This is a genomic window from Shewanella sp. FJAT-52076 (assembly GCF_019457455.1).
Taxonomy (GTDB): domain Bacteria; phylum Pseudomonadota; class Gammaproteobacteria; order Enterobacterales; family Shewanellaceae; genus Shewanella; species Shewanella zhangzhouensis.
The window spans coordinates 1428507-1454678 of the sequence record NZ_CP080415.1 but is presented as its reverse complement, the minus strand read 5'-3'; the positions used below and the strand labels follow the sequence as shown (position 1 = coordinate 1454678).

The window sequence follows — 26172 nt, the reverse complement described above, 5'->3', positions numbered from 1 at the left end:
GACAGTTATCAAGACGCGACATTATAGCCACCGATATTGCTTGAGTCGAGCCTGAAACCGGCGTTTAAGGCTAGAAAAAAAGCGGCCATTGGCCGCTTTTTAACCTTCTGAAGAAGTGGGGTGACTGATGGGGCTCGAACCCACGACAACCGGAATCACAATCCGGGACTCTACCAACTGAGCTACAGTCACCACTGAATTTTATGGCACGCCCGGCAGGATTCGAACCTGCGACCATCCGCTTAGAAGGCGGATGCTCTATCCAACTGAGCTACGGGCGCAAGGTATCAACAATCGTTGAAGCCTATCCGGGGAGTCGACGCATACCTGCATCGACTTATAATTTGGTCGGTGATAGAGGATTCGAACCTCTGACCCTCTGCTCCCAAAGCAGATGCGCTACCGGACTGCGCTAATCACCGAAATCGTTCTATTATCGACGCCTTGCGTCAGAACGGAGCGCATCTTATCCCCTCACCTGACACCCGTCAACGATTTTTTTAATGCTGAAATCTGCCTGGCGAATTATAGAACAATACAGAGTTATCGGGATTTGCCGCCAATGGGGACAATGACACTGTGGCCCTTGGCTGTTAGAATGTGCGCGCTAAAAACTTCAGGCTGGTTTAACACAGTCGAATACAGGAAGCCCTACAACCATGACAGCCCAAAATATCGATGGTAAGGCCATTGCCCGTGCCATTCGCACTACCCTCAGCGACAAGGTAAAAGCCCGTAAAGAGGCCGGCCAGCGCATTCCGGGTCTTGCCGTAATCCTGGTGGGGTTGGATCCCGCCTCTCAGGTCTATGTTGGTTCCAAGCGCAAGGCCTGCGAAGAGGTCGGATTCTTATCCCAGTCCTTTGACCTGCCCGACACCACCAGCGAGGACGATCTGCTGGCGCTGATTGACCGCTGCAATGAAGACCCGGCCATCGATGGCATTCTGGTGCAACTGCCGCTGCCTGCACACATTGACTCTTCCAAGGTGATTGAGCGTATTCGCCCCGATAAAGATGTCGATGGCTTCCACCCTTATAATGTGGGCCGATTGGCACAGCGCATTCCTGTGCTGCGCTCCTGTACCCCTATGGGCATCATGACCCTTATCCGCTCCACCGGCGTGGATACCTATGGTTTGGACGCCGTTGTTGTTGGCGCCTCCAATATCGTGGGCCGCCCCATGACGCTGGAACTACTGCTTGCCGGCTGCACCACTACTACCTGCCATCGCTTTACCAAAAACCTTGAAGATAAGGTGCGTCAGGCAGACTTGCTGGTGGTGGCTGTGGGTAAACCCAACTTCATTCCCGGTGACTGGATTAAGCCCGGCGCCATTGTGATTGACGTAGGTATCAACCGTCTTGATGACGGCCGCTTGGTAGGGGATGTTGAATTCGATGTGGCCGCCGAACGTGCAGCCTTTATTACCCCTGTGCCCGGTGGTGTGGGTCCAATGACCATTGCGAGTCTGTTGGAAAACACCCTCTATGCCGCTGAGAACTATCACGACTGAGTCAACAAGGTGATAGCGCCATAAAAAACGCCTGCAATTGCAGGCGTTTTTGTTTGAACTCAAAAGTAGTTTACTTCTTGCGCCAGGTAGTGCCTTCCGGACCATCTTCAAGCACTACACCGAGGGCGTTCAAGCGGTCGCGGGCTACATCGGCAGCAGGCCAGTCCTTCTCGGCGCGGGCACGGTTACGCTCAACGATCAGAGTTTCAATTTCCGCCACTTCGTCGGCATTGCCATCCCCCTGGAGGAAAGCCTCAGGCGTTGAAGACAAAATGCCCAGCACTTCGGCAAGCGCTTTGAGCGCTACACCCAATTGGGACGCCGCAGCCATGTCGCTGGTTTTCAGACGGTTGATTTCGCGCACCATATCAAAGAGGACCGAATAGGCCTCTGGGGTGTTGAAATCATCGTCCATGGCAGCAACAAAGCGGCTGACGAACTCGTCAGCACCGGCGGCGTCAACGGTCAGGTCCAGACCTTTCAGTGCGGTATACATACGCTCGAGGGACGCGCGAGCCTGCTTCAAGTTGTCTTCGCTGTAGTTCAGCTGGCTGCGATAGTGACCGGACAGCAGAAAATAGCGCACGGTCTGGGCATCGTAGTGTGCAAGCACATCCCGGATGGTGAAGAAGTTGCCAAGGGACTTGGACATCTTTTCACGGTCGACCATCACCATACCTGTGTGCATCCAGGTGTTTACATATGGCGTGTCATGGGCGCAGCAGGACTGCGCAATTTCGTTTTCATGGTGCGGGAACTGCAAATCACTGCCACCGCCATGAATGTCGAAATGAAGCCCCAGGTGCTTGCTGTTCATGGCCGAGCACTCGATGTGCCAACCTGGACGACCCGGGCCCCATGGGGATTCCCAGGTAGGCTCGCCGGGCTTGGACATCTTCCACAGCACGAAATCCATCGGATTACGTTTGTTCTCATCCACTTCAACGCGGGCACCGGCTTGCAGCTGCTCCAGGTCCTGCCCTGACAGACGGCCGTATGCGGCATAAGAGGACACATCAAACAGTACATCGCCGTCTGCAGCTATATAAGCATGACCACGGTCAAGCAGACGGGTCACCATGTCGATGATTTCGTCGATGTGGAGAGTCGCACGGGGTTCGAAGCTTGGACGCACCATATTCAGCGCGTCGAAGTCGGCATGCATTTCACCAATCAAACGCTCGGTGAGGCTGTCACAGCTTTCGCCATTTTCATTGGCGCGCTTGATGATTTTGTCATCCACATCGGTGATATTGCGCTGATAATTTACCTCGTAACCGCGGTAACGCAGATAACGCACAATCATATCGAAACACACAAAAGTACGACCATGGCCAATGTGGCACAGGTCATAGATCGTCACACCACAAACATACATGCCGATTTTGCCTGGCTGTATGGGTTTAAACTCCTCTTTTTGACGACTGATACTATTGTATATCTTCAACATTCTTGCTCTCTTTCCGCTAAGCACTGGGTGTAAAATCAAGCCTGTGAGTCTATCATGCTCCAAAGCCCTTGAATACTGCACTTTCAGGGCCGTTCCAGATAAGTTAGAATCCGCCGACACTTTCAAATGAGTACCGCAACGATGATCACATTGCACACCAACTTTGGCGATATCAAAATCGCACTGAACCACGAAAAAGCACCGGTCACTGCCGAAAACTTCCAACGCTATGCCAGCGAGGGATTCTTCGACGGCACTATTTTCCACCGTGTTATCGATGGCTTTATGATCCAGGGCGGCGGTTTTACCGAAGATATGGTGCAAAAGCGCACCCATGAGCCAGTGAAAAACGAGGCCAACAACGGTCTGTCCAACAAGGTTGGCACCATCGCCATGGCCCGTACTTCCGACCCGCATTCGGCAACGGCCCAGTTCTTCATCAACGTAAATGACAACACCTTCCTAGACTTCAAATCTGAGTCCATGCAGGGCTGGGGTTACTGCGTGTTTGGTGAAGTGGTTGAAGGCCTGGACGTAGTAAACGCCATCAAGGGCGTAAACACCGGCAACCGTGGCATGCACCAGGATGTGCCGCTGGAAGCCGTTGTTATTCAAAAGGTCAGCATCGAAGGCTAATTCAGGTCAGATGCGCACCCTTTTTATCGGCGATCTGCATTTAAGTGCAGATCGCCCCGATATTACCTCGGCCTTTCGTCGCTTTCTTTCCCAGTCCTTCGATGATGTGGACGCCCTGTATATTCTGGGCGATCTGTTTGAAGTGTGGGTGGGTGATGATATTGCCGAACCCTTTGCACTGGATATTGCCGCCGATATTGCTGCGCTCAGCCACAGGCTGCCAATTTATTTTATTCACGGAAACCGTGATTTTTTAATTGGAAAGCAGTTTGCCGCGGTCAGTAAGATGCAGCTCCTTGATGAAGTGCATCAAATCGACCTCTACGGAATACCCACCCTTTTGCTTCACGGCGACAGTCTCTGTACGCTTGATAAGGGCTACCAGCGCTTTCGCTGGTTCAGAAACCAGCCTTGGGTGAAGTGGATATACAGCAAGCTATCCCAAAGTAAACGACTGAGCATTGCCGCTAATCTCAGGGCCAAAAGCAAGGCCGGTAATCAGCTGAAGAGCCAGTACATCATGGATGCTGAACCCCATGCCGTTGCCGACCTCTTGCAAAAGCACGGCTGCACGCAGATGATCCACGGCCATACCCACAGACCAGCTATACACCATGAAAGTGCCGGTACCCGTATTGTGGTGGGTGACTGGTACAGCCAAAGCAGCGTACTGGAGATGACCGCCGAAGGACCCAACCTTCAAGCTAAGCCGCTTGGCGGCAACTGAAAGCTGCGCCAACTAAAAGCGCTCAGATAAGCGGTACGCCGCTGTGAAAGCGGAACTCCTCATCGACTCCTTGAATCAGCGCCGCTTCCACCCCGGTAAAATAAGCGATACGCTGGTCGATATTTTCCCCCGCAATCATCTCGGCAAGGGTCAAATAATCCTGATAGTGCCGGGCCTCTGAACGTAAAAGCGACACGTAAAAACGCTCAAGCTCTTCGTCCATAAAGGGGGCCAGTTTGGCGAAACGCTCACAGGATCGGGCCTCGATAAAGGCGCCTACGATAAGCTTATCAACCAGGGTAGCAGGCTCACTGGTACGCACATGACTCATCATGCCCTTGGCATAACGCCCTGCGTTTATATTGGTATAGGGAATATCTCTGGCATGCATGATTTCAAGCACCTGCTCGAAATGATGAAACTCTTCCTTAATCAATCGAACCATTCTGGCAATCAGTTCGTCGCCAAACGCAAAGCCTGATTTGGGTTTAAGCTCAGTAGCCAGTTCGTTCTTTTTCCCGGTACGGGCCAGGAAGGCCGCCATATCCCGGTCTTTGTGATAGACAAATTCTTCATAAGGCTTAGCCCAGGCAAGTAGCGCCGAACCGCACTCTGGGTCTACCGCATATTTGCGGATTAAGAACAGGGCCGTTTGTGCGGCTTTAAGCTCACAGTTGCAATGGTCAACCAAAATCGACTGTAACACACTGGGGTCTTTGGCTTTCTCAATCCAGGCATCCGGGGTTTCGCAGGCAAGAAATGCTCTGACCGGCGCCAACAACTGCTCTATCACACAGCTTTCCTCATTCGATTAAAGCCCGCCATTCTACTGGCTTCGCCCGCGCGTTAACAGTAGCAAGATTTGCCCACCTTGACGGATGTCAATTTTTGTTCAATAAATAATCTCAGAGCTGTAACAGGCTCGTCTGCAGTTTGGCGAGCTCGGGGATCACTGCTGAACAAGGATAATTATAATGGTACTGAATCACTTATTGGGGTTATACACTCATCCAAAAGAAGAGTGGCACACAATTGAAAAGAACCACGAAGCACTGAAAAGCAGCATGAGCCATCTATTGCTCATCGCACTCATTCCACCCATTTGCAGTTACTTTGCCATGGCCCATATCGGCTGGAATCCGGGCGCAGGAGAGCCTTTATTCCTGACCAGTCAAAGTGCCATCTATATGTCCGTTGGTATGTATTTTGGCTTGATAGCCGGTGTGTTTGGACTTGCCTACCTGGCGCATTGGATGGCCATTACCTTCGATGCCAAACCTGATTTTACTCAGGCCCTCGAATTGGCAACCTACACCGCGACTCCCCTCTTTATGGTGGGCCTGTCGGCACTCTACCCTGTGCTTTGGTTTATGATGGTGGTTGGCCTGATTGGTCTGGCTTACTCGGTTTACCTGCTTTACACCGGCGTGCCCATCATCATGAACATCCCTGAAGAAAAAGGCTTTATCTATGCCAGCTCTGTGGTTACCGCAGGTCTTGTATTGCTGGTTGCTCTGATGGCGGGCAGCGTGATTTTGTGGAGCCTCGGCTTTGGCCCCATGCTTCAGTAATCAATACTGCAAAAACTTACCAATAAAAAAGGCGCCATTGGCGCCTTTTTTATTATCTGCTCAATAATCAGAAGGATTCGCGCAGTGCAACTGTCAGGTTAAACACCAGTTTGCCCGGAGCTGAGTCTTTGCTGTCAGCACAGAAATAACCTTCACGCTCAAACTGATACGCTTGAGAGGCTTTAGCATTGGCCAGCGGCGCCTCGGCAAAACCATGCACCACCTCCAACGAGGCAGGATTGAGTACTTCATCCACGGTTTCAGCGGCTGCCGGATTGGCATCGTTGAACAGACGCTCGTACAGGCGGAACTCAGCAGGCAGAGCGGTGGTCGCTTCAACCCAGTGGATCACACCTTTCACCTTACGGCCATCACTTGGGTTTTGGCCCAGAGTCTCAGGATCGTAGGTACAGTACACAGTGGTTACATTACCTTCGGCATCTTTTTCGCAGCGCTCAGCTCGAATTACATAAGCATTACGCAGACGCACTTCCTTGCCCAGCACCAAACGCTTGTACTGTTTATTGGCTTCTTCACGGAAGTCGGCGGCGTCGATGTAAATCTCACGGCCAAACGCCAGCTCACGCTCACCCATCTCTTCGAGGTTGGGGTGCACAGGCGCCCTCACATACTCGAGCTCAGGGGCGGTGAAGTTCTCGATGATCACCTTAATAGGGCGAATAACGGCCATGGCGCGTGGGGCGTTTTCATTGAGATCTTCACGAATACAGGCTTCGAGCATGCCCACTTCAACCAGGTTGTCCTGCTTGGTCACACCAATGCGCTGACAAAACTCGCGGATAGACGCTGGCGTGTAGCCACGGCGACGCAAACCGGCGATGGTTGGCATACGAGGGTCGTCCCAACCGGACACCAGGCCACGTACCACCAGGTCGTTCAGCTTGCGCTTGGACATCAGGGTGTATTCAAGATTCAGACGGGAAAACTCGTACTGACGGGTACGGTTTGGCGCCTGGAAGTCATTGAGGTTATCCAGCACCCAATCGTACAGACGACGGTTGTCCTGGAACTCCAGCGTACACAGCGAGTGGGTGATGTTTTCCAGCGCATCCGAGATACAGTGGGTAAAGTCGTACATCGGATAGATGCACCACTTGTCACCGGTCTGATGGTGATGGGCGAATTTAACGCGGTAAATCACGGGGTCGCGCATACACATAAAGGGCGACGCCATATCGATTTTGGCACGCAGCACGCACTCACCTTCTTTGAAGCCACCATCGCGCATCTTTTCAAACAGCGCCAGGTTTTCTTCGGGTGAGGTATCACGATATGGACTGTTACGACCCGGCTCTTTCAGAGTGCCACGATACTCACGGGTTTCCTCAGCATTGAGGAAACACACATAGGCCAAGCCCTTGTTGATGAGCTCAACCGCATAACCGTAAAGCTCATCGAAATAGTTGGAGGAGTAGCGAACCTCTCCATCCCACTGGAACCCGAGCCACTTAACGTCTTCCTGAATCGAATTCACGTAGTCGATGTCTTCTTTTTCAGGGTTGGTATCATCAAAACGCAGGTTGCACTGGCCCTTGTAATCCTCTGCAATACCAAAGTTCAGGCAGATGGATTTGGCGTGGCCAATGTGCAGATAGCCGTTTGGCTCCGGCGGAAAACGTGTGTGCACACTGGTGTGCTTACCGCTGGCCAAATCTTCATCTATGATGTTGCGAATGAAGTTACTGGGACGTACTTCGTTGTCCACGTGACTCATGGAGTTCCTCTTGCAAACAGTGGCAAATTTTTCAAAACCTGCATGATCCTACAGAAACCTGCCGCTGACAATGCCTGCACATAAAAAACAGCCCGGTTCAGTGCCTTGATAGTAAAAAAGCAGCCCACAGGCTGCTTTTCGATTTCCCGTTGACGCTCATCACTCTGTGATGATGCGTATCCCGGGAATAATCTGCTGAGTCTTACGACCTTTCTGCTTCAGATAGATGAAGAAGGCTATCAGAGCACCAGCAATAACCGCAGTCCAGAGCACAGTTTGCAGCGGATGCAAAGCCACGTTGCCCCACTGATACACCAGGGTTGCAGTGCCGTAGGCCAGGCCAAAGGTCCAGGTAGCCGCAAACACAGCCCAGCCCTTGCCAAACTCGTTTACCAGAGCGCCCATGGCGGCGACGCATGGGGTGTAAAGCAGCACAAACACCAGATAAGAGAAGGCTGCCAGCTGACCACTGAAACCGGACTGCAGTGCACTGAAGGTTGAGCGATCAACGCCCTGCTCTTCTGCTGCAGTATCCACACTGGATACATCACCCACCGACATGGACATAGGATCTTCAGGGGCAATCCCCAACAAGTTTGCAGGAATGGTGGCAAGCGCTTCACCGAAAGACTCAGACAGCGGCGTCAGTTCCTCTTCATCAGCACCTGGCGTGCTGTACAGGCTGTTCAGGGTGCCCACTACGGCTTCTTTGGCAAAAATCCCAGTGATGATACCCACTGTGGCAGGCCAGTTGCCTTCTTCAATTCCCATGGGTGAGAAAATGGGTGTCACCTTCTGGCTCACTACACTGAGCACAGACTCGCTGCTGTCTTCATGGCCAAAGGTGCCATCCACGCCCACGGCATTGATAAAGTTCAGCAGAGTCACCACCAGCACGATGGTTTTACCGGCGCCAAGGATAAAGCTCTTGGTACGCTTACCGGTACGGGATACCACAGCCTTGAATTTAGGCATCTCGTAGTTTGGCAATTCCATTACCACGGCGCTGCTTACCCCCGGCAGCAGGGTGCTTCGCAGCAACAGCCCGGTGCCGATGGCGGCGATAATACCTATGATATAAAGCAGGAACACCAGATTCTGACCTGAGTTCGGGAAGAATGCAGCCGCAAACAGCGCGTAAACCGGCAGACGGGCACCGCAGGACATGAAGGGCGCCATCATACCGGTGACGATACGTTCACGCTCACTGCCCAGAGTACGGGTAGCCATAATGGCCGGCACAGAGCAGCCAAAGCCAACAATCATGGGCACAAACGCCTTGCCGGGCAGCCCGATGCGGCGCATCAGCCCGTCCACTACAAAGGCGGCACGGGACATATAGCCAGAGCTTTCCAGCACTGACAAGGCCAGAAACAGCGCCATAATCACCGGAATAAAGGTCGCCACGGTTTGAATGCCCTGACCAATACCACCAGCCAGCAGGGTAACCAGCCATTCTGGCGCGCCCCAATCGCCAAGCAGAGCGCCGAAGTGGTCCACAAACAAGGCGCCGGCGGTAATATCGAAGAAATCAATAAAGGCACTGCCCACGTTAATGGCGAACATGAACATCAGATACATGACCAGCAGGAACACGGGCACACCCAATACCGGATGCAACACCAATCCGTCCAGACGGTCACTTAACGTAGGCGCATCATCATTGGCAACAGCCGCACGGTAAACACGCTCCACAAAATTAAAGCGGGTCGTGGCGACCATCAATTCGATGTCCAGCCCCTTGGCCTTAAGCCCATCGGCGCAGCGACTTACTTCCGACTCGAACTCGCTGTTCTTGCACTGACCGCAGCCCAAACCGTTGCCCAGCATGGCAAGTGCACGGCCACGGCTAAGGCCGTTATCTTTTGCCAAAAGCTCAGTGACAGCGCGCTCAATGGCACCCTCATAACCGAGCATCAAGGGAGCTTCTGAGACCTTGCCTTCCAGCAGGGCAACAACCTGCTCCTGCACCTTAAGAACGTCTTTAGCTTCTCTGGCGCATACCGCAATCACAGGACAGTCCAGCTCCTGAGACATCTTTTGAATATCGACATGGACACCACGTTTCAGGGCGATGTCGATTTTATTGACCACCACCACCATGGGGATGCCAAGTTCGCGCAGTTGCACGGTGAGATACAGATGGCGCTCAATATTGGTGGCATCTATCAGATTGATGATGCCATCCATGTGCTGTTCTGCCAGATACTGCTGGGCAATTTGTTCATCGAGGGAACAATCGCAGCTCTTGCCTGCAGGCAAAATATCATAAATACCAGGTAAATCAGTGAGGTAAACATCGGCACCGCTCAGACTGAAATGGCCGGTTTTCTTTTCTACCGTTACCCCTGACCAGTTCCCCACCTGCTGGTTGGCACCGGTTAAGGCATTAAAGAGGGTGGACTTACCGGCATTGGGATTGCCAACGGTGACACAGTGAAATTGCTTAGCCATGAACGACTCCCGCCTCAATGGGATTGACCTCTATGATTTGAGCCAACTCCAGACGCATACAAAGCTTACTGCCGCGGATATCGAGTTCAATACCACTGCCCAGCGGCGCCTTACGGATAAATGTCAAACGGGTGTTGGGCGTTATCCCCATGGACAACAGTTTGCGTTTAACTGTTTGAGGCAGGTCCAATTGCCCTACTTCGGCGATTACTGCTTTATCACCCGGGCGAAGGTCACTCAATTTCATTAACAAGGTCCACCCTGCTTAATCTCAATCATCAACTGCCTGGCATTCTAACCAAGTCCATCAGTCGATAATCGTACCTGGATCAACTTTTTGACTGGTAACGATAATAATTTTCAATTAGTCATCAATTATGCGGCAAAAGATACGCAGAATAAATGCCTCTGTTGAACTAAATCGGTACGTTGCCTAGACCAACCAGCAAATCCAGACGTGACCAGCATCACACTTCCACTATATTCCTTGAAAAATCAAACTAATTATTAATACCTGGATGCAGATGTGTTAATGACTTGTCGCAAATTTAAACTACACTTTTGCATTAGTGTTTCGCTCAATTACTCAATTAGCGAACCATAAATAACTATAAACCCGAACGCGCCTCAGGAAGTGTGAGAATGAAGATGGAAATCCCCGTTCAATGCAGGATGCTGACCCTGTGTCTGCTGAGCCTGCTGTTTTCGTTTCAGGCAGCAGCAACGCCTTGGAAAGACATGCCGCCCTCAGAAGTTGAGGCAACGCTCGACAAAAAATTCGCCGAAGGCAAGTACTCCCCAAAGGGCGCTGACACCTGTCTGATGTGCCACAAGAAGAGCGCAACCGTCATGGCGCTGTTCGACAACGTCCACGGCAGTACCCACTCCAGCGCATCCCCCATGGCCGATCTCCAATGCGAAGCCTGCCACGGCCCCATGGGCAATCACAACAAGGGCGGCAAGGAGCCGATGATCACCTTCGGTAAAGACGCCCCGGTTGCCGCAGACAAGCAAAACAGCGTGTGTCTTTCCTGCCACCAGGACGACAAGCGTATGGCGTGGGAAGGCAGCCATCACAACAGTGCCGACATTCCCTGCGCAAGCTGCCACCTTATTCATGCCGCCAAAGACCCGGTTCAGCAAAGAACCACTGAAGTTGAGGTGTGTACCACCTGCCATCTCGAACAAAAAGCCGATATCCACAAGCGCTCCAGTCATCCGGTCGAAAACGGCCAGATGGTGTGCAGTGACTGCCACAATCCCCACGGCAGTCTGGGGGAGTCCAGCCTCAAGCAGATGAGCATCAATGAAAATTGTTATGCCTGCCACGCCGAAAAACGCGGCCCCAAACTCTGGGAACACGCCCCGGTAACGGACAACTGCGCCAGTTGCCATCAGGTGCATGGCAGCGTTAACGAAGCCATGCTCACCATTAAGGCGCCGCAGCTGTGCCAGCAATGCCATGCCAGTGTTGGCCATACCGCCAATGCCCAGTTCGGCACGGCGCCCAGTGCCTTTACAGCCGGGCAGAGCTGTATGAACTGCCACAGTCAGGTTCATGGCTCAAATCATCCATCCGGCAAGCTGCTGCAGCGCTAAGGAGACTCAAATGAAACCCCATTTCTCCCCCACGCTGAGCCTGATTGCATCCGCCATACTCCTGGGGCTGTCCGGACAGGCCATGGCGGGTTACGGGCTGAAAGACGCCAACCGCACCTCAGTGAAGAAAGACGCCTGGGTTTGCAAAGGATGTGAAAGCAAATCTGAATCCACCTCAGCCATCACCGCCGGCATCGCCTGGCAGGACGGCGAAGACAGCCACTTTGCAAACACCACAGGCACAGACGCCGATGGTGCCACTGGCTATGTCAGTGCTGACATTCAACACCGCGGCGACAAGGATTACCGACTCGATTTCCAGGCCGACAAGCTGGGATTTGATGCATCCAGCGCCAGGCTCGCCATCAGAAAGCCCGGCCACTATCAGTTTTATCTCGACTATCGCGCGCTTGCCCGATACGACACCAATCAAGGGGTAACGCCATACAGTGCCGAGGGTGACCTGCTGGTATTGCCGGATAACTGGCAAACCGCCGGTACCACCGCAGGCATGACAGGATTGCGGGATGCAACTGCCGTGAAACTGGAGAAAAAACGTCAGCGCTTTGAACTTGGCGGCGCCGTTACCGGTGACAGTTTTACCAGTGAACTCAACTTTCGGCACGAAACCCGCGAAGGCGCCCAGCGAAGCAGCGTTAACCTGCTGACCAACGCTGCCATGGTTGCCAAACCCATAGACGACAGCACAGACACCCTCGATGCCAAGGTATATTGGCGCGGTGACAGGTTTTTGGGTGGCATCAACGGCCAATTCAGCAAATACAGTAACGATCATCAGCGTCTTGCATTCGACAATGCCTTCTACCCAACCTTTGGTGCAGCCTATAACGGGCAAATGGCGGTTGATCCTGATAATCAGGCTTTTAGCCTGGGAACCGACCTGCAGTTTTTTGAAGGCGCGCAGCAGGCCATTATGCGGGCGCGCTTCAGCCGCCTGACCCAGGATGAGCCGCTGCTGAATGCCACAGTAACCGGCCCATCGCCTGCATTGCCCGTCATTAGCCCGGATACTCAGGTGGACCTGATGGAGCTGGGGCTCGCCTACAGCAACAGGCTTAGCCGGGAATTTTCGGTGCGCGCCTCATATGATTTTCGCGACCGCGACAATAAAACCCCGGAGTACCTTTACCCTCTGGTTACAACCGACAGCATCTATCGTGGTGAGTACTACAACAAAGGCTACGACAGGACCCGCCAGCTGCTGAAACTGGGCGCAAAATACCGTTTCAGCCGCCAATGGGACCTGGACACCCTCTACCGTTACGACCACAACAGTTACAGCGAACTGAGCCGGGATTCAGTATTCGAAAACCACTTTGAGGCCACTGTCAGAGGGCAGATTATGGCAGGCTGGCGCGTCAGCCTGAAAGGCGAAGTCAGCGCACGCCGTGGCGACAGCTACCAGACCAGCAGCAATACCCAGGCACAGAATCAAAGCGCCATGCGCCAGTATTTTCTTGCCGACAGAGACAAGCGCGAAATCCGCTTGATGACAGACCATTACTTCGCGGATTTATCACTGCAATTCAATGTCCACTCGGGCAATGAAGATTTCAGTGAAAGTGAGCTTGGCCTCGGCGAAGTGCAGTACACAGGTTTTGGCATGAATGCCGGATATCCCTTGACTGAACACCTGCTATTGAACGGATTTTTGGGCATGGACTGGCGTGATACCACTCAGTTTGGCAGCAACTCTGGCGTCAGTCGCTGGACTGGTGAAAGCCGGGATGAGCACACATCCGCCAGCCTTGGGCTGAAATGGCAAAACCTCATGGACAACAAACTCAGCCTCGGGCTCGACTATGGGTACAGCGATGGCAGCAGTGACACCGAAGTCAGCCTGGGTCTGTCAAATATCTACGGTCCCTACAGCGCCACCCGCCATAACGTCAGTGCTTATGCCAATTACCAGCTCAGCGATGCCATGTCGCTTCGTCTCGATTGGCTCTATGAGAACTACAGCGACATGGACTGGGGCAACGAAGGTCTCACACCGGCCAGCATACCCAACCTGATCCTGCTTGGCTCACTGGGCCACGATTATCAGGCGCACTATCTCGGATTCAGTTTCAGTTATCAGTGGTAACAGGCACGCAAGGAAGGAACGCAACCATGAGTATCAGCAAAAGAATAAGCATCAAACGCCTTTGCCACCTGCCACTGGCGGGAGCAACGCTGCTGGCACTGGCCGCCTGTGGCGGCAGTGATGGCGATCCCGGAAAACCCGGTGACCCGGGCGGCGAACCGGCCATGACGATTCAAAGCCTGCATGTGGAGTTTATGGATGTCGGCTTCACCGATGGCATTGCCTCGGTAAAATATCGGGTAACCAACCAGGATGATGAGGTGGTGGTGGGCATACCATCCGCTACCTTTATCGCAGCCCAGTTGGTACCAGAAGGCTTCACCGGCGCAGGCAATGCCAGCACCTGGCAATACTTCGGCTCTGAAAACTGTGCCTCCACCTGCCCCGGCAGTTATACCGACCTGAAAACCGGTATTTACACCTACAGTTTCAGCGCCCCCTTTGATGGCATGAATGGTCAAAGCCTGATAGAGGGTGCCACCCAGCGTTTGGTGATCAAGCTTGGGGGCGATAGCCTGCCCGACGGCACACCACTGCCCATTACCAATGCCCACAAAGACTGGCAAACCGCTGGCGAGCCCGCCTATACCCGTAATATTGTCAGTATCGACACCTGTAACAGTTGTCACAGCAATCTGGCCTTCCATGGCAGCAGATACAATCAGGTCGAAACCTGTGTTACCTGCCATAACGCCACCCGGGTATCCAACCCCGCGAATGTGTTCGCGCCCATGGTTCACAGCAAACACCTGGCAGGGTTCCCCCAGCCGCTGGCCGATTGCGAGACATGTCATAAGCCCGATGAGGCGCTCGCCGACAATCAGAATTGGCACAAAATTCCCACCATGGAGGCCTGTGGCAGCTGTCATACCAACATTAACTTCCCCGCTGGTGAAGGCCACCCTGCCCAGCCAACCAACGCCAATTGTGTAGCCTGTCACAATGCCGACTGGACTGCAGAGGTGCACTCCGATAAAGCAGCCGACGATGCACTGGCCGCCTTTGAGGTACAGCTAACATCAGCCAGCATGGCCGCTGGCACTGTCACGGTGGGCGTAAAACTCGTCAATCCGCAAAATGGTGAAGTCTACGGCGCCGCCGATAGCCTGGATTTCGTGTCGGATTTGCGGGTATACGCCAACTGGGGCGGCAGCATGGATTACACCACCCGCAGCGCCCGCTCAATACGGCTGCAAAGCACAGCGGCTGTGGCCTCTGAAAATGGGGTGAACAGCTATCAAATCACCGGATTGACGGTCCCAGCCGGCACTGAAGCGGACACCGGCACCCTTGCCGTTCAGGGGCGCGTTTGCGCCGCCGATGGCAAACTGGTTGCCTGTGGTGACGGCGTAGATGTGCTGGTCATCAAATCGTCGCACCGCTTCTTTGATTCGTCCATGCTGACCACCGCTGGACGTCGCACCGTAGTGACCAATGAAACCTGTGGTAATTGCCATGGCGATCAGAAGCTTAACTTCCATGGCGCCCGCAACGATTTGGAAGGCCAATGCCAGCTGTGCCACAACCACAATATGCAGGCAGATGCTACTGCCGCCAATCCTGCCCATACAACGGCTGATTTCAAGCAGCTCATTCATGCGCTGCACAGGGGCAAGTTTGAAGGCTTCGAGACCCTCAACTATCCCGGCAACATTGGCAACTGCGCCCAGTGCCACACCAACAACGCCGATGGTGTACTCAGCGTAGCGCTGCCGCTCTCCACAGCAGTGCAGCCCATGGCGCTCAGCGATGGCAGCTTTACCAGCCCCACCGCTGCCATTTGCAGTAACTGCCACGAGTCCGACAGCGCCAAAAACCACATGACCCAACAGGGTGGCGTGTTTGCCGGAACCAAGGCCGATGCCACCGCGGGCACAGAAAGCTGCAACACCTGTCACAGCCAAGGTGGCATGGCCGATGTGCTTAAGGTTCACCCAATTCATTGATGATTAAAAAGCCGCCCAGAGTGGGCGGCGATAATTAGGGGGCCAGCTGTCATCGGCCCCATTCGTGCAATAAACGCAATGCAGGGATACAAAGATGAACTTCCAAAGACAGGTGTACAGGACTACCCGCCTGGCATTGGCCGCCCTGATATCGCTGACACTATTTGCCTGTGGCAGCGACGGTGAGGACGGTAAAGATGGCGAGGACGGCGTTGTTGGCGTCAATATTGATTCTACCGCCACGCTTAAGGTGAACTTCACCGATGCCAGGGTCGAAGATGGCAAAGTCACTGCCGACTTTATGCTGACTAACGCCAATGGCGTTGCCGTGCTTGGGTTAACCAAGACGCATGACCTCCGACTTGGTATCGCCCAGTTAACGCAGGTCACCCAAACCATAGGTGCGGGAGACGACGCCAGAGAAGCGGACCTGGGTTATCAGTGGCAGGCGTATATTAACAGCCTTCGCCAGCCGGGCACTGTGCCGGAGGGTGTGGATGGCCTTACTCCGTCCCCCCAATATCAGGCAGGCGTGGAAGCCGCCAACGGGTGTGACACCTGCTTGGTTGACCATGGCGATGGCAGCTACAGCTACAGTTTTCAGGTGAATATCGCCCAGGTCACAGAGCCATTGGCGGTAGTTTACAACGCGGATGCCACCCAAAGGATCACCATGGAGCTGAGGCTGCCTCAGGTGGTTGCAAACGGTCATTTCGATTGGCAGCCATCCACTGGCAACACTGAGGGTATCCAAACCCGAAACGTGGTCACCATCAACGCCTGTTATACCTGTCACCAACCTGACAGCCTCAAACTGCACGGAGGAAGAAGGATTGATATTGAGAACTGTGTGGCTTGCCATACGGCAACCTCCGGGGATCCTGAATCAGGCAACAGTGTGGAATTCACTTATCTTATCCACGCCATTCACCGTGGTGCAGAGCGTCATACCTTTGATGCCGATGGCAATCAGGTAGATGCCCCTTACAAGATTGTTGGATTCGGCGGCAGTGTGCATGACTATGGTCTGGTGCACTTCCCGAGGAAACCCGCCTCTGACTGCAGTGTATGTCACCAGGAAGGTCAAGGGGCACCGGCCGATGCAGCTCTCTTTAAAGCCGAAAAGAGCAACACCGCCTGCGTGGCCTGTCACTCCGAAAAACCCTCTGCCCACCATGCCAGCACTGACTGTATGGCGTGCCACAATACCGACAACACCTACCATGGTACCGGCAGCCCCACCAAACGCCATGGCGATGTGATGAAGGCATACACCCTGGCAGGCGAACTGAGCGTCAAAGTTCTCGATGTCAGTGCCAATGCAGGCAAAATGACCTTTAAGGTGCAGGTGCTGGACAAAAACGGCGCCCCAATGGATCAGACCTTTATCGACCAAGGCAGCCGCATGGTCGTGGCCTGGGATGTTGATAAAGACTATCCCGCCTACAATGATGCCTCCTACAGCAATCGTCGCATCCGCCTGCGCGAGGGCACCTATGATGCCACTGAAAAGAGCTACACCTTGACGCCAAATGCGGCCCTGCCCGCTATGCCGGACGGAAAGAGCTTCGAGATCTGGTCAACATTGGAAGCCTGTTTTAACAACGGGGGTTATGGGGTCGACGATATCCAACTCACCGATTGCAGCACCGATGGCGTCAGAACTGTGGCCATCAAAGAAAGCCCATATCGCTTTGTCTGGGGAAATAATGGCATCGACAGCTCGCAGCAAGCGGCTATGCGCCGAGCCATTATCGACACTGCCAAGTGTCAGGCGTGCCATGGTCAGGAAATTCACCACTATGATAATGGCGTGAATTGTCAGACCTGCCATACCTCAGATAAGACCCTGAGCAACAGTTCGACTTATCCGGGTGGCCGCATACCCACCAGCTTTGCCTGGAAGGCACACGAGCGCGAAGGGCACTTCCTCAAATATGGTGGGCTGCAATCGGGAACCGTACTCAAGACAGATTGCGCCACCTGCCACACAGAGGCTGGCAACAACGTTACCGGTATCACCCTTGGCCGCGCTCCAGACCGGGTGTGGCGCTATGGCGATACCCAAAACAACGGCGCCGACATCTGGGTATCTTCCGATGCGGGCAGTTGCCTGAGCTGCCACCAGCAGTACTTAAGTGATGCCGCCAAGTCACACATCACGGCCAACGGCGGTATTCTGGATGGTATGAGTGAGGCCGATGTCCGCAATCGTGCCAAAGAGGCCTGTTCTACCTGCCATACACCGACACAACTGATGGAAGTGCACGGCAACTGAGGTGTTTCAGCAGCTTGAATACCTTTAAATGGTAAACAATAAAAAGGGAGGCAATTGCCTCCCTTTTTATTGTGTCTTTTTGTAATCCGCACTCGGTAAATCCGCTTTTATTGATCAAGATTATGTTTTGCTCCGACGCCCAATCTACCTCTAAAGAAATAGTCCGATCTCAATCACATAACCCGGCGAAAGTGACTGATTATTCTGCATCACTTGGTTAGCCTTAACCTTGGAAACATAAATCCACCCATTCGCTGTGGTTAATGAGATTTGTTTTGATTAACCGCAAGTTAATGGCGATGACAAATACACTTGCAGGGAAATATTATGATGAAACGGTTCAACTTCAATGCCGCGACCAAAGCGATATTGGGTGCCGGATTACTGTCTTTAACGCTCGTCGGTTGCGGCAGCGACGGCAAAGATGGTGAAGACGGCAAAGATGGTGTCATTGGCGTCAGCATTGACAAAACATCGACCCTCAAAGCCACCTTTACCAATGCCAGCATCGATGCCGGTGTACTGAACGTTGACTTCACCCTGGAAAACGCCAACGGCGTCGCCGTGTTGGGGCTGACCAAGGATCACGATCTGCGTTTTGGTATTGCCCAGCTCACCGAAGTGACAGAAACAGTGGGTGAAGGCGACCAGGCCACCGAAGCCAATCGCGGCTACCAGTGGCAGGCCTACATCAACGGCAAAAAAGAGCCCAATCCAGCCTGGGTGCCCGAGGGCGATTCCGACATCAACCCCTCAGCTCAGTATCAGGCCAACGTAGAAGCCGCCAATAAGTGCGATACCTGCCTGGTTGACCATGGTGACGGCAGCTACAGCTACACTTTCCAGATTAATATCGCCAACGTTACCGAGCCACTGCCGGTCGTGTTTGACGCCAATAACACCCAAAGGGCTACCCTGGAGCTGGAATTGCCCCAGGTCACCGCCAACGCCCACTATGACTGGCAGCCTGCCTCCGGCAAAACCGAAGGCATTCAAACCCGCGATGTGGTCAGTATTGAGACCTGTTACACCTGTCACCAGCCCGAGAGCCTCAAGCTCCACGGTGGCCGTCGTATCGACCTTGAAAACTGTGCGTCCTGCCACACTGCCACCTCCGGCGATCCTGAGTCAGGCAACAGCGTCGACTTTACCTACATGATCCACGCCATCCACAAAGGCGAACATCGCATGACCTACTCTCCTACCGAGGAGAAAATGGTACAGGCGCCTTACAAGGTGATTGGGTATGGTGGCGGTGTGCATGACTACAGCAAGGTCATGTACCCGCAGGGACCGGCCGCTGACTGCGCTGCCTGTCACGTCGAAGGCGCAGGTGCCCCGGCCAATGCAGATCTCTTTAAAGCCAACCTCAGTAATACCGCTTGTATCGCCTGTCACAGCGAGCTGCCATCGGACACCCACTACAAGTACGGTGCAGGCACCGACTGTATGAGCTGTCACATCGAAGATGGTTACTCACGCAGCGGCGCCGAAGCCCACGGTGATGTGCTCAAGGCTTACGACACCACCAAGGGGATGTCGGTCAAGTTCAGCAACATCGGCGTTGATATTGACGGTAAGTTCACCTTCAAGGTGCAGGTGCTGGATAAAGACGGCAACGCCGTTGGCACCGAGTTCCTCGACACCAGTAGCCGCGTGGTCATGGCCTGGGACAGTGATAAAGACTTCCCCGGTTACTATGAGGGTTCTTACGGCAACCGTCGTATCGCTTTGAAAGACGGCACTTACGATGCCACTGACAAGAGCTACACCCTGACAGCCAGCAAGATTGACCTGCCTGCGGACGCCAACGGCAAGACCTTCGAGCTGTGGTCAACATTGAAGGTGTGCTTCAACAACGGCGGTTACGGTCGCCCTGACGTGGTGATGACCGACTGCGCCACCGACGGCGTGCGTAAGATTGAAGTGAAGGAAGCACCATACCACTTCGTCTGGAAAGACGCAGGGGTGGATGATACCGCCAAACCTGCCATGCGCCGCGAAATTGTGGACGCCAACAAGTGTCAGGGTTGCCACAATCAGGAATACCATCACTACAGTAACGGTGTGAACTGTCAGACCTGCCACACCTCTGACAAGACCACCTCCAATGACAGCAGCTACCCCGGTGGCAAGAAGCCAACCAGCTTCGCCTATAAGGCTCACGGCGCCGCAGGTCACTACCTCAAGTATGCCGGTGCCCAGACTGGTACTGTGCTCAAGACCGACTGCAGCACCTGTCACACCGACAAGGGTATCAACCTGGGCCGTGCTCCTGAGCGTGTATGGCGCTATGGCGACAAGGACAACGGCGGCGTGGATATCTGGGTATCTTCCGATGCCGGTGCCTGCATGAGCTGTCACCAGAAGTACATGGGTGATGCGGCCAAGTCTCACATCGAAACCAATGGCGGTATTGTCGATGGTACCAGTGCTGAAGACGTGCGCAACCGTGCCAAGGAAAGCTGCTCTACCTGCCACACTGCAGAGCAGATCCGTGGACTGCACAACAAATAAGGCTTAGCCTTAAAGTGAAAAAAGGGGGAGCTTGGGCTCCCCCTTTTTTGATGCAACTTGATGCAAATTGTGCAATAAAATCACGCATTTTTTGATCTGAAACAGCTTTATTATCCCGCCGCTGATACCCCTTTTGAAATAGCCGGATCCAGTTCACACATTGAACACGCCAAGACAGATTTTCTACCCCCTATGAGGTAACTTTTCCCTGGGGAATGCTATTTCCAACATTGACTTAGATGGCCAACCCACTAGACGGCACCCCAGATGGTAAGCCGCCCGGTCGCAGAGCAATGTCAACCTATGCAGGGAACATCATGATGAACACACAAAAAACCAAAATCGCACTGCTGATAGCAGCCAGCGCCCTGGGCTTAAGCGCCTGTGGTGGCAGTGATGGCAGCGACGGCAACCCAGGTAACCCAGGCGGCGAGCCTGCAGGTGCCATCGCCGAACTTCATTTCACCTTCAACGATACCCGCATTAACGAGGGTATCACCAAGGTAGAATTCACCGTGACCAACGAAGAAGACAAACCCGTTGTTGGTCTGCAAAAAATGCGTTTCTATGCCGAGCAGTTGCTGCCTGAAGGTGCAACCGGCGCCGGTAACAGCTCCCAGTGGGAATACCTGCTGGACGAAACCTGCGACCTGCCTGCCGGCAAGTGTCCTGGCACTTTCGTGGACCACAAAAATGGTCGCTACAGCTATACCTTCGGTGCCAACCTGGCCGACTCTACCCGCTCAGAATACAAAGCCGAGCTGGCACAGCGCCTGGCAATCCGCAATTACAACGTGCCCCTGCCGGATGGCACCACAGTGCCAGGCACCACTGCTCTGGTCGACTTTATGGGCGATACCGGAGCTGATGCCTTCTACAGCCGCAAAATCGTTGTCAGCGAGAGCTGTAACGCCTGTCACGGTGACGTACAGGAAGCTGGCCACATGACCGGTGATGTGAACTTCTGTGCCAGCTGCCACACCCCCGGCCGCGTGAGTGAAGGCAAAGAATTCAACGTCTTCATCCACGATATCCACTTCGACCTGGATGACGCCGATAACAAGATTAAACCCGCCTTTGGCGTTGCGGCACTGGAAAACTGCCAGAGCTGCCACGTTGAAACCGAAGTTGCCCCTGATTGGGCCAACTGGACCCGTATCCCTACCGCCCAAAGCTGTGGCAGCTGCCACACCAACATCGACTTTGCGGCCGGGAAAGGCCACTCCATGCAGGCCGATAACAGCAACTGCGTGGCCTGTCACAACAGTGATTGGACTGCCGAGCTGCACACCGCCCAGGGCAAGGCTGCAAAAGAGCTGGTCGCCAAGCTTGGCATGAGTACCACACTGGTGGGTAATGAGGACAATAGCGCCACTCTGACTCTGGTGATTACCGATGCCGCAGGCAATGCGGTGGATGCCAATAGCCTGATAAGCAAAATCCAGCGCATTGAAACCATCACCAACGTGGGCCCCAACTTCCCCATCATGGGCTACAACCCAAGCCCAGGAAATGGTCTGCATAAAGTGACCAAAGACTTGGCGAAGTCAGGCGCATTGCAAGCCGATGTGACTGTGGTTGACGGCAAGCTGGTATACACCACCCCCGCCCTGCCTTTCGGCGCCGGCGATACCAATACTGCCTTTACCTTCGTTGGCCTGGAAATGTGTGTCAGCGGCACCGAGTTTGTTGACTGTGCCCAAGGCGTTGCCACCCAGTCCATGAAAGCTCAGCTGGCTCACGGCACCAAGGCCGGTGAGACTGCAAACTTCCGCCACATCGACTCGGTGAACTTCGCCAGCTGTCAGGGTTGTCACGGTGAAACCTTCGACATTCACAAGGGCTACCATGCCGGCTTTATCATGAGCGAGCAGCTGGGCCGCGATGTGAATGGCAAGCTGACAGTGGGTGTCGATGCCTGTGTGGCCTGTCACACCCCTGACGGTACTTACGCCGGTGGCGCCAATAAAGGTGCGTTCGAGATGAAACTGCACGTTGTGCACGGTGAAGAAGGCGTCTTTAACGACTGCCGTCAGTGTCACAACGACTTCAATCTGGACGCCTTCAAGGTCAAGGGTGCGCTGGCAACCTCTGCCGGTAAATACACCACGCCCATCACGGCCACCTGTACCTCTTGCCACGCGCCTGAGAGCATTGGCCACGGTCTGACCAACATGGGTGCCATCGTCGACGGTGACTACGTGGAAGCCAATCAGGCGGCGCAGCAGGAAACCTGTTTCTTCTGTCACCAGCCAACCGTTACCGACCACACTGTGGTGAAAATGTAATTGACCGTATCCCGGGGAGAGTCTTCTCTCCCCTTCCCCTCTGGAGACTGGTCAAATAAGGAAACGAGATGATGAAAACACTAACCCTCAGCGCCATCCTTGGCTCGCTGCTTGTCTCGGGGATACTGATGCACAGCCCCGCACAGGCCGCAAAATGGGACGCCAAGATGACCCCCGACGAGGTTGAGGCCACACTGGACAAGAAGTTCGCCGAAGGCGACTACTCGCCCAAAGGGGCCGATTCCTGTTTGATGTGCCACAAGAAGTCTGAAAAAGTCATGGATCTCTTCAAGGGTGTCCATGGTGCAACCGACTCAAGCAAGAGCCCCATGGCCGGGCTGCAGTGCGAGTCCTGCCACGGCCCCATGGGCAAACACAACAAGGGTGGCAACGAGCCGATGATCACCTTCGGCAAGGATTCCACCCTAAGCGCCGAGAAGCAAAACAGCGTGTGTATGTCCTGTCACCAGGATGACAAGCGCATGGCCTGGAACGGTGGTCACCACGACAACGCCGATGTGGCCTGCGCCTCATGCCACAGTGTGCACACTGCCAAAGACCCTGTGCTGTCCAAGAGCACAGAGATGGAAGTCTGCACCAGCTGTCACACCAAGCAAAAGACTGAGCTGAACAAGCGCTCCAGCCATCCGCTCAAATGGGCTCAAATGGTGTGCAGCGACTGCCACAACCCCCATGGCAGCCTGGGCGATGCCGCACTGGTGAAACCGTCGGTAAACGAAACCTGCTATGCCTGTCACACGGAGAAGCGGGGCCCAAAACTGTGGGAGCATGCGCCCGTCACTGAGAATTGTGCCGCTTGCCACAATCCCCACGGCAGTGTGAATGACGCCATGCTCAAAGCCCGTGCCCCCATGCTGTGTCAGGAATGTCACGCCAGCGATGGCCACGCCAGCCGCGCCAATCTGGGCAACACCGGCTTTGGCAGCGAAGTGGGCGATAACGCCTTCACCGGCGGCAGAAGCTGCCTGAATTGTCACAGCCAGGTGCATGGTTCCAATCATCCATCCGGCAAGCTGCTGCAACGTTAAGGAGGCGCCATCATGAGATTTCAACTCAATATGATCACCCTGGCGCTGCTTGCGGCCTCGGCTCCGGCACTGGCCGGTGGCTACAGCCTGAACAATGCCAACACCGACAAGGTAAAATTCGATGCCTGGGCCTGTAAGGGCTGTACGCTGGAAACGGGCACTCAGGGTATCATAGGCGTAGGCGTCGGCTATCAGGACACAGACGATGTTCGCTCCGCCAACAGCTTTGACAGCGACGAAGAAGTGCCTTACAAACTCGATGCGGACGTGCGCCACGTCACTGAGTCAGGCTATCGCACCGAGTTCAATGCCGAGAACCTTGGCATGGATAACGCCAGTGCCAACCTGAAAACCGGTCGCCCCGGCAGCTACAACCTGAGTCTGGACTATCGCAGCATCAAGACTTACGAGTCTGATACCCTGGTCAGCCCATTTGAGGGCATTGGCTCGGGTAGCCTTACCCTGCCCCGAGACTGGGTTTACTCAGGCTCCAGTGACGGTATGAGCGGCCTTGCTTCGGCCAATCCCTTTGAAATGTCACTCAAGCGCGAGCGGGCGGGTCTGGGCTTTGAATATCAGAGCGAGTCAGCTTTTGCCACCTATGTGCACTATCAGCGGGAAGAAAAGACGGGGCTGAAAACCGCCTCCGGCAGTTTCTTCAACCAGTCCATCATGCTGCCAGAGCCTGTGGATTACACCACGGACACGGTGGAAGCCGGTGTAAAGCTTAAAGGCGATAATGGCTTCCTGGCGCTGGTGTACAACGGCAGCCGTTTCTCCAATGGCTACAGTGAGCTGAGTTTTGATAATCCCTTCCACCCCACCTTTGGTGCGGCCAGAAGTGGTGCCATGGCGCTGGACCCTGATAATCAGGCCCACACAGTGTCACTGCAGGGGCTCTACAACGATGGAAAGAGTCAGCTTACCGGACGCCTGATGGCAGGCCAGATGAGCCAGGATGAGCCACTGGTCACCACGGGCTATGGTTATGCCCTGCCCGTTGAAGCACTGGATGCCAAAGTGGACATCATTGGCATGACCCTGAAAGCGTCCAGCCGCGTCAACAAGGACCTTCGCCTGTCAGGCAGTTACGATTACAGTGACCGTGACAACAAGACTCAGGTTGAAGAGTGGACCCAAATCAGCATCAACAATGTGTCCGGCAAGGTGGCGTACAACACCCCCTATGACCATACCAGCCACAGATTCAAGGCCGGTGCCGATTACCGTATCAGCCGCGGCATAAAGCTGGATGGCGGTGTGGATCACAGGGTCGATGAGCGTAACTACCAGGACAGAGAAACCACGGAAGAAACCACTGGCTGGGCAAGACTGCGCCTGGGTAACTTCGAACACTGGGATTTCTCACTCAAGGGCAGTTACGGCAGCCGCGGTGGCAGTGAATACCAGGCGAGCGAATGGACCTCATCGGAAAACAATGCCCTGCTGCGCAAGTACTATCTGGCCGATCGCAATCGCACTCAGGCTGAGATGCGCGTGTCCCACACACCGCTCGACACCCTGAGTCTCGATTTCGGAGTGCGTTATGCCCTCGATGATTACGATGCGACCCAGATTGGCCTGACCGAATCCAAGGACCTGGGTTACGATGCCAGCCTCAGTTGGCAGCTTACCGAACGTCTGCTTTTGAGCGGTTTTTACACCCACCAAACCATTGACTCGGCCCAGGCTGGCAGCAGCAACTTTGCCACCGCCAACTGGTTCTCCGATATCGAAGACAAGGTGGATGTGTACGGTCTGGGTCTCGCCTACAACCAATTGATGGATGGCAGGCTGAAACTCGGTGCCGATTACAGCTTCTCGGATTCACAGAGTACAACTCAGGTACGTCAGGGGATCACCGGCGACTACGGCGATTATTTTGCCAAGGTGCACAATCTGAACCTGTACGCTCAATTCCAGGCCAGTGAGCGCATGGCCGTGCGTCTGGACTACCGCATGGAAAACTACCGTGACAACGATGAAGCCCGGGATATTGCCGTGGATGGCATCTGGAATCTGGTGAGTTTTGGTCCCATGAACCATGACTACAATGCCCACCTGATCATGCTGAGCATGAGTTATCGTCTCTAACACCTCCCCCCGAAAAAGCCCGCTGCTGCGGGCTTTTTTATTGGTCAAATCCCCCTTTCCCACCTTCTGGCGTCTATGGGTTTCAGCAAGCCAGAACTGCCGCATACCGGATAAGGGCATTTGTGGTGCCCGGATGCATTACAGAATGACAACCCATAAAAACAACCGTTTGACAGCGAATTACGCCATAAGCCATCAAAAAGACAA

17 protein-coding genes and 3 tRNA genes are annotated in these 26172 nt (G+C 54.1%); 12 read left to right on the top strand and 8 right to left on the bottom strand.

The features are described from left to right. Window positions 1-116 precede the first annotated feature (116 nt). The 3 genes from K0H79_RS06265 to K0H79_RS06255 form a co-directional block, all read right to left on the bottom strand. Window positions 117-192, bottom strand: a tRNA-His gene (locus K0H79_RS06265). Window positions 193-204: 12 nt separating this feature from the next. Next, window positions 205-281, bottom strand: a tRNA-Arg gene (locus K0H79_RS06260). 64 nt (window positions 282-345) lie between these two features. Then, a tRNA-Pro gene (locus tag K0H79_RS06255) sits at window positions 346-422 on the bottom strand. A gap of 237 nt (window positions 423-659) precedes the next feature. Between K0H79_RS06255 and folD the strand changes: the two genes are divergently transcribed. Further along, window positions 660-1514 (top strand): bifunctional methylenetetrahydrofolate dehydrogenase/methenyltetrahydrofolate cyclohydrolase FolD, encoded by an 855-nt coding sequence (gene folD / locus K0H79_RS06250; protein ID WP_220067260.1) that lies wholly within the window; start codon window positions 660-662, stop codon window positions 1512-1514. Window positions 1515-1584: 70 nt separating this feature from the next. Here folD and cysS read toward each other — a convergent pair whose 3' ends face one another. After that, the gene (gene cysS, locus K0H79_RS06245) at window positions 1585-2964 is read right to left on the bottom strand and encodes a cysteine--tRNA ligase (protein WP_220077682.1); all 1380 of its coding nucleotides are present in this window, start codon (window positions 2962-2964) and stop codon (window positions 1585-1587) included. A 141-nt stretch (window positions 2965-3105) separates the two neighbouring features. Between cysS and K0H79_RS06240 the strand changes: the two genes are divergently transcribed. Together K0H79_RS06240 and K0H79_RS06235 are read left to right on the top strand one after the other, a co-directional pair. Further along, the gene (locus K0H79_RS06240) at window positions 3106-3600 is read left to right on the top strand and encodes a peptidylprolyl isomerase (protein ID WP_220067258.1); all 495 of its coding nucleotides are present in this window, start codon (window positions 3106-3108) and stop codon (window positions 3598-3600) included. A 10-nt stretch (window positions 3601-3610) separates the two neighbouring features. Then, window positions 3611-4327, top strand: coding sequence for a UDP-2,3-diacylglucosamine diphosphatase (locus tag K0H79_RS06235; RefSeq protein WP_220077681.1), 717 nt, complete (start codon window positions 3611-3613; stop codon window positions 4325-4327). A 22-nt stretch (window positions 4328-4349) separates the two neighbouring features. Here K0H79_RS06235 and miaE read toward each other — a convergent pair whose 3' ends face one another. Then, entirely contained in the window at window positions 4350-5117 is a 768-nt protein-coding gene (gene miaE, locus K0H79_RS06230; protein ID WP_220078105.1) for a tRNA isopentenyl-2-thiomethyl-A-37 hydroxylase MiaE, read from the bottom strand. A 184-nt stretch (window positions 5118-5301) separates the two neighbouring features. On the opposite strand from miaE, the gene K0H79_RS06225 reads away from it, so the two are divergent. Next, entirely contained in the window at window positions 5302-5898 is a 597-nt protein-coding gene (locus K0H79_RS06225; RefSeq protein ID WP_011759333.1) for a Yip1 family protein, read from the top strand. A gap of 67 nt (window positions 5899-5965) precedes the next feature. On the opposite strand, the gene glnS is transcribed toward K0H79_RS06225, so the two are convergent. From glnS to K0H79_RS06210, 3 genes are all read right to left on the bottom strand, one after another. Next, entirely contained in the window at window positions 5966-7633 is a 1668-nt protein-coding gene (glnS, locus tag K0H79_RS06220; protein ID WP_220077680.1) for a glutamine--tRNA ligase, read from the bottom strand. A 159-nt stretch (window positions 7634-7792) separates the two neighbouring features. Then, on the bottom strand, window positions 7793-10087 hold the full coding sequence (gene feoB / locus K0H79_RS06215; RefSeq protein WP_220077679.1) for a Fe(2+) transporter permease subunit FeoB: 2295 nt from the start codon (window positions 10085-10087) through the stop codon (window positions 7793-7795). Next, window positions 10080-10334, bottom strand: coding sequence for a FeoA family protein (locus K0H79_RS06210; RefSeq protein ID WP_203326531.1), 255 nt, complete (start codon window positions 10332-10334; stop codon window positions 10080-10082). The genes feoB and K0H79_RS06210 overlap by 8 nt, the downstream gene beginning before the upstream one ends. Window positions 10335-10735: 401 nt before the next feature. Here K0H79_RS06210 and K0H79_RS06205 point away from each other — a divergent pair, with 401 nt between their 5' ends. From K0H79_RS06205 to K0H79_RS06170, 8 genes are all read left to right on the top strand, one after another. Further along, window positions 10736-11686: a DmsE family decaheme c-type cytochrome gene (locus tag K0H79_RS06205; protein WP_408733384.1), complete on the top strand. Its 951-nt coding sequence runs from the start codon at window positions 10736-10738 to the stop codon at window positions 11684-11686. A gap of 10 nt (window positions 11687-11696) precedes the next feature. After that, a complete protein-coding gene (locus tag K0H79_RS06200; RefSeq protein WP_220077678.1) occupies window positions 11697-13793 on the top strand; it encodes an MtrB/PioB family decaheme-associated outer membrane protein in 2097 nt (698 codons plus the stop codon). 26 nt (window positions 13794-13819) lie between these two features. Continuing rightward, complete coding sequence (locus K0H79_RS06195; protein WP_220077677.1) at window positions 13820-15739, top strand: OmcA/MtrC family decaheme c-type cytochrome; 1920 nt, start codon at window positions 13820-13822, stop codon at window positions 15737-15739. A gap of 94 nt (window positions 15740-15833) precedes the next feature. Then, window positions 15834-18017, top strand: coding sequence for an OmcA/MtrC family decaheme c-type cytochrome (locus K0H79_RS06190; RefSeq protein ID WP_220077676.1), 2184 nt, complete (start codon window positions 15834-15836; stop codon window positions 18015-18017). A gap of 327 nt (window positions 18018-18344) precedes the next feature. Next, entirely contained in the window at window positions 18345-20534 is a 2190-nt protein-coding gene (locus tag K0H79_RS06185) for an OmcA/MtrC family decaheme c-type cytochrome (protein WP_220077675.1), read from the top strand. A 317-nt stretch (window positions 20535-20851) separates the two neighbouring features. Next, complete coding sequence (locus K0H79_RS06180; RefSeq protein WP_220077674.1) at window positions 20852-22822, top strand: OmcA/MtrC family decaheme c-type cytochrome; 1971 nt, start codon at window positions 20852-20854, stop codon at window positions 22820-22822. 128 nt (window positions 22823-22950) lie between these two features. Continuing rightward, entirely contained in the window at window positions 22951-23871 is a 921-nt protein-coding gene (locus tag K0H79_RS06175) for a DmsE family decaheme c-type cytochrome (RefSeq protein ID WP_258405526.1), read from the top strand. 12 nt (window positions 23872-23883) lie between these two features. After that, window positions 23884-25965, top strand: a complete 2082-nt coding sequence (locus K0H79_RS06170; protein ID WP_220077672.1) for an MtrB/PioB family decaheme-associated outer membrane protein — start codon at window positions 23884-23886, stop codon at window positions 25963-25965. The last annotated feature ends 207 nt before the right edge of the window (window positions 25966-26172 follow it).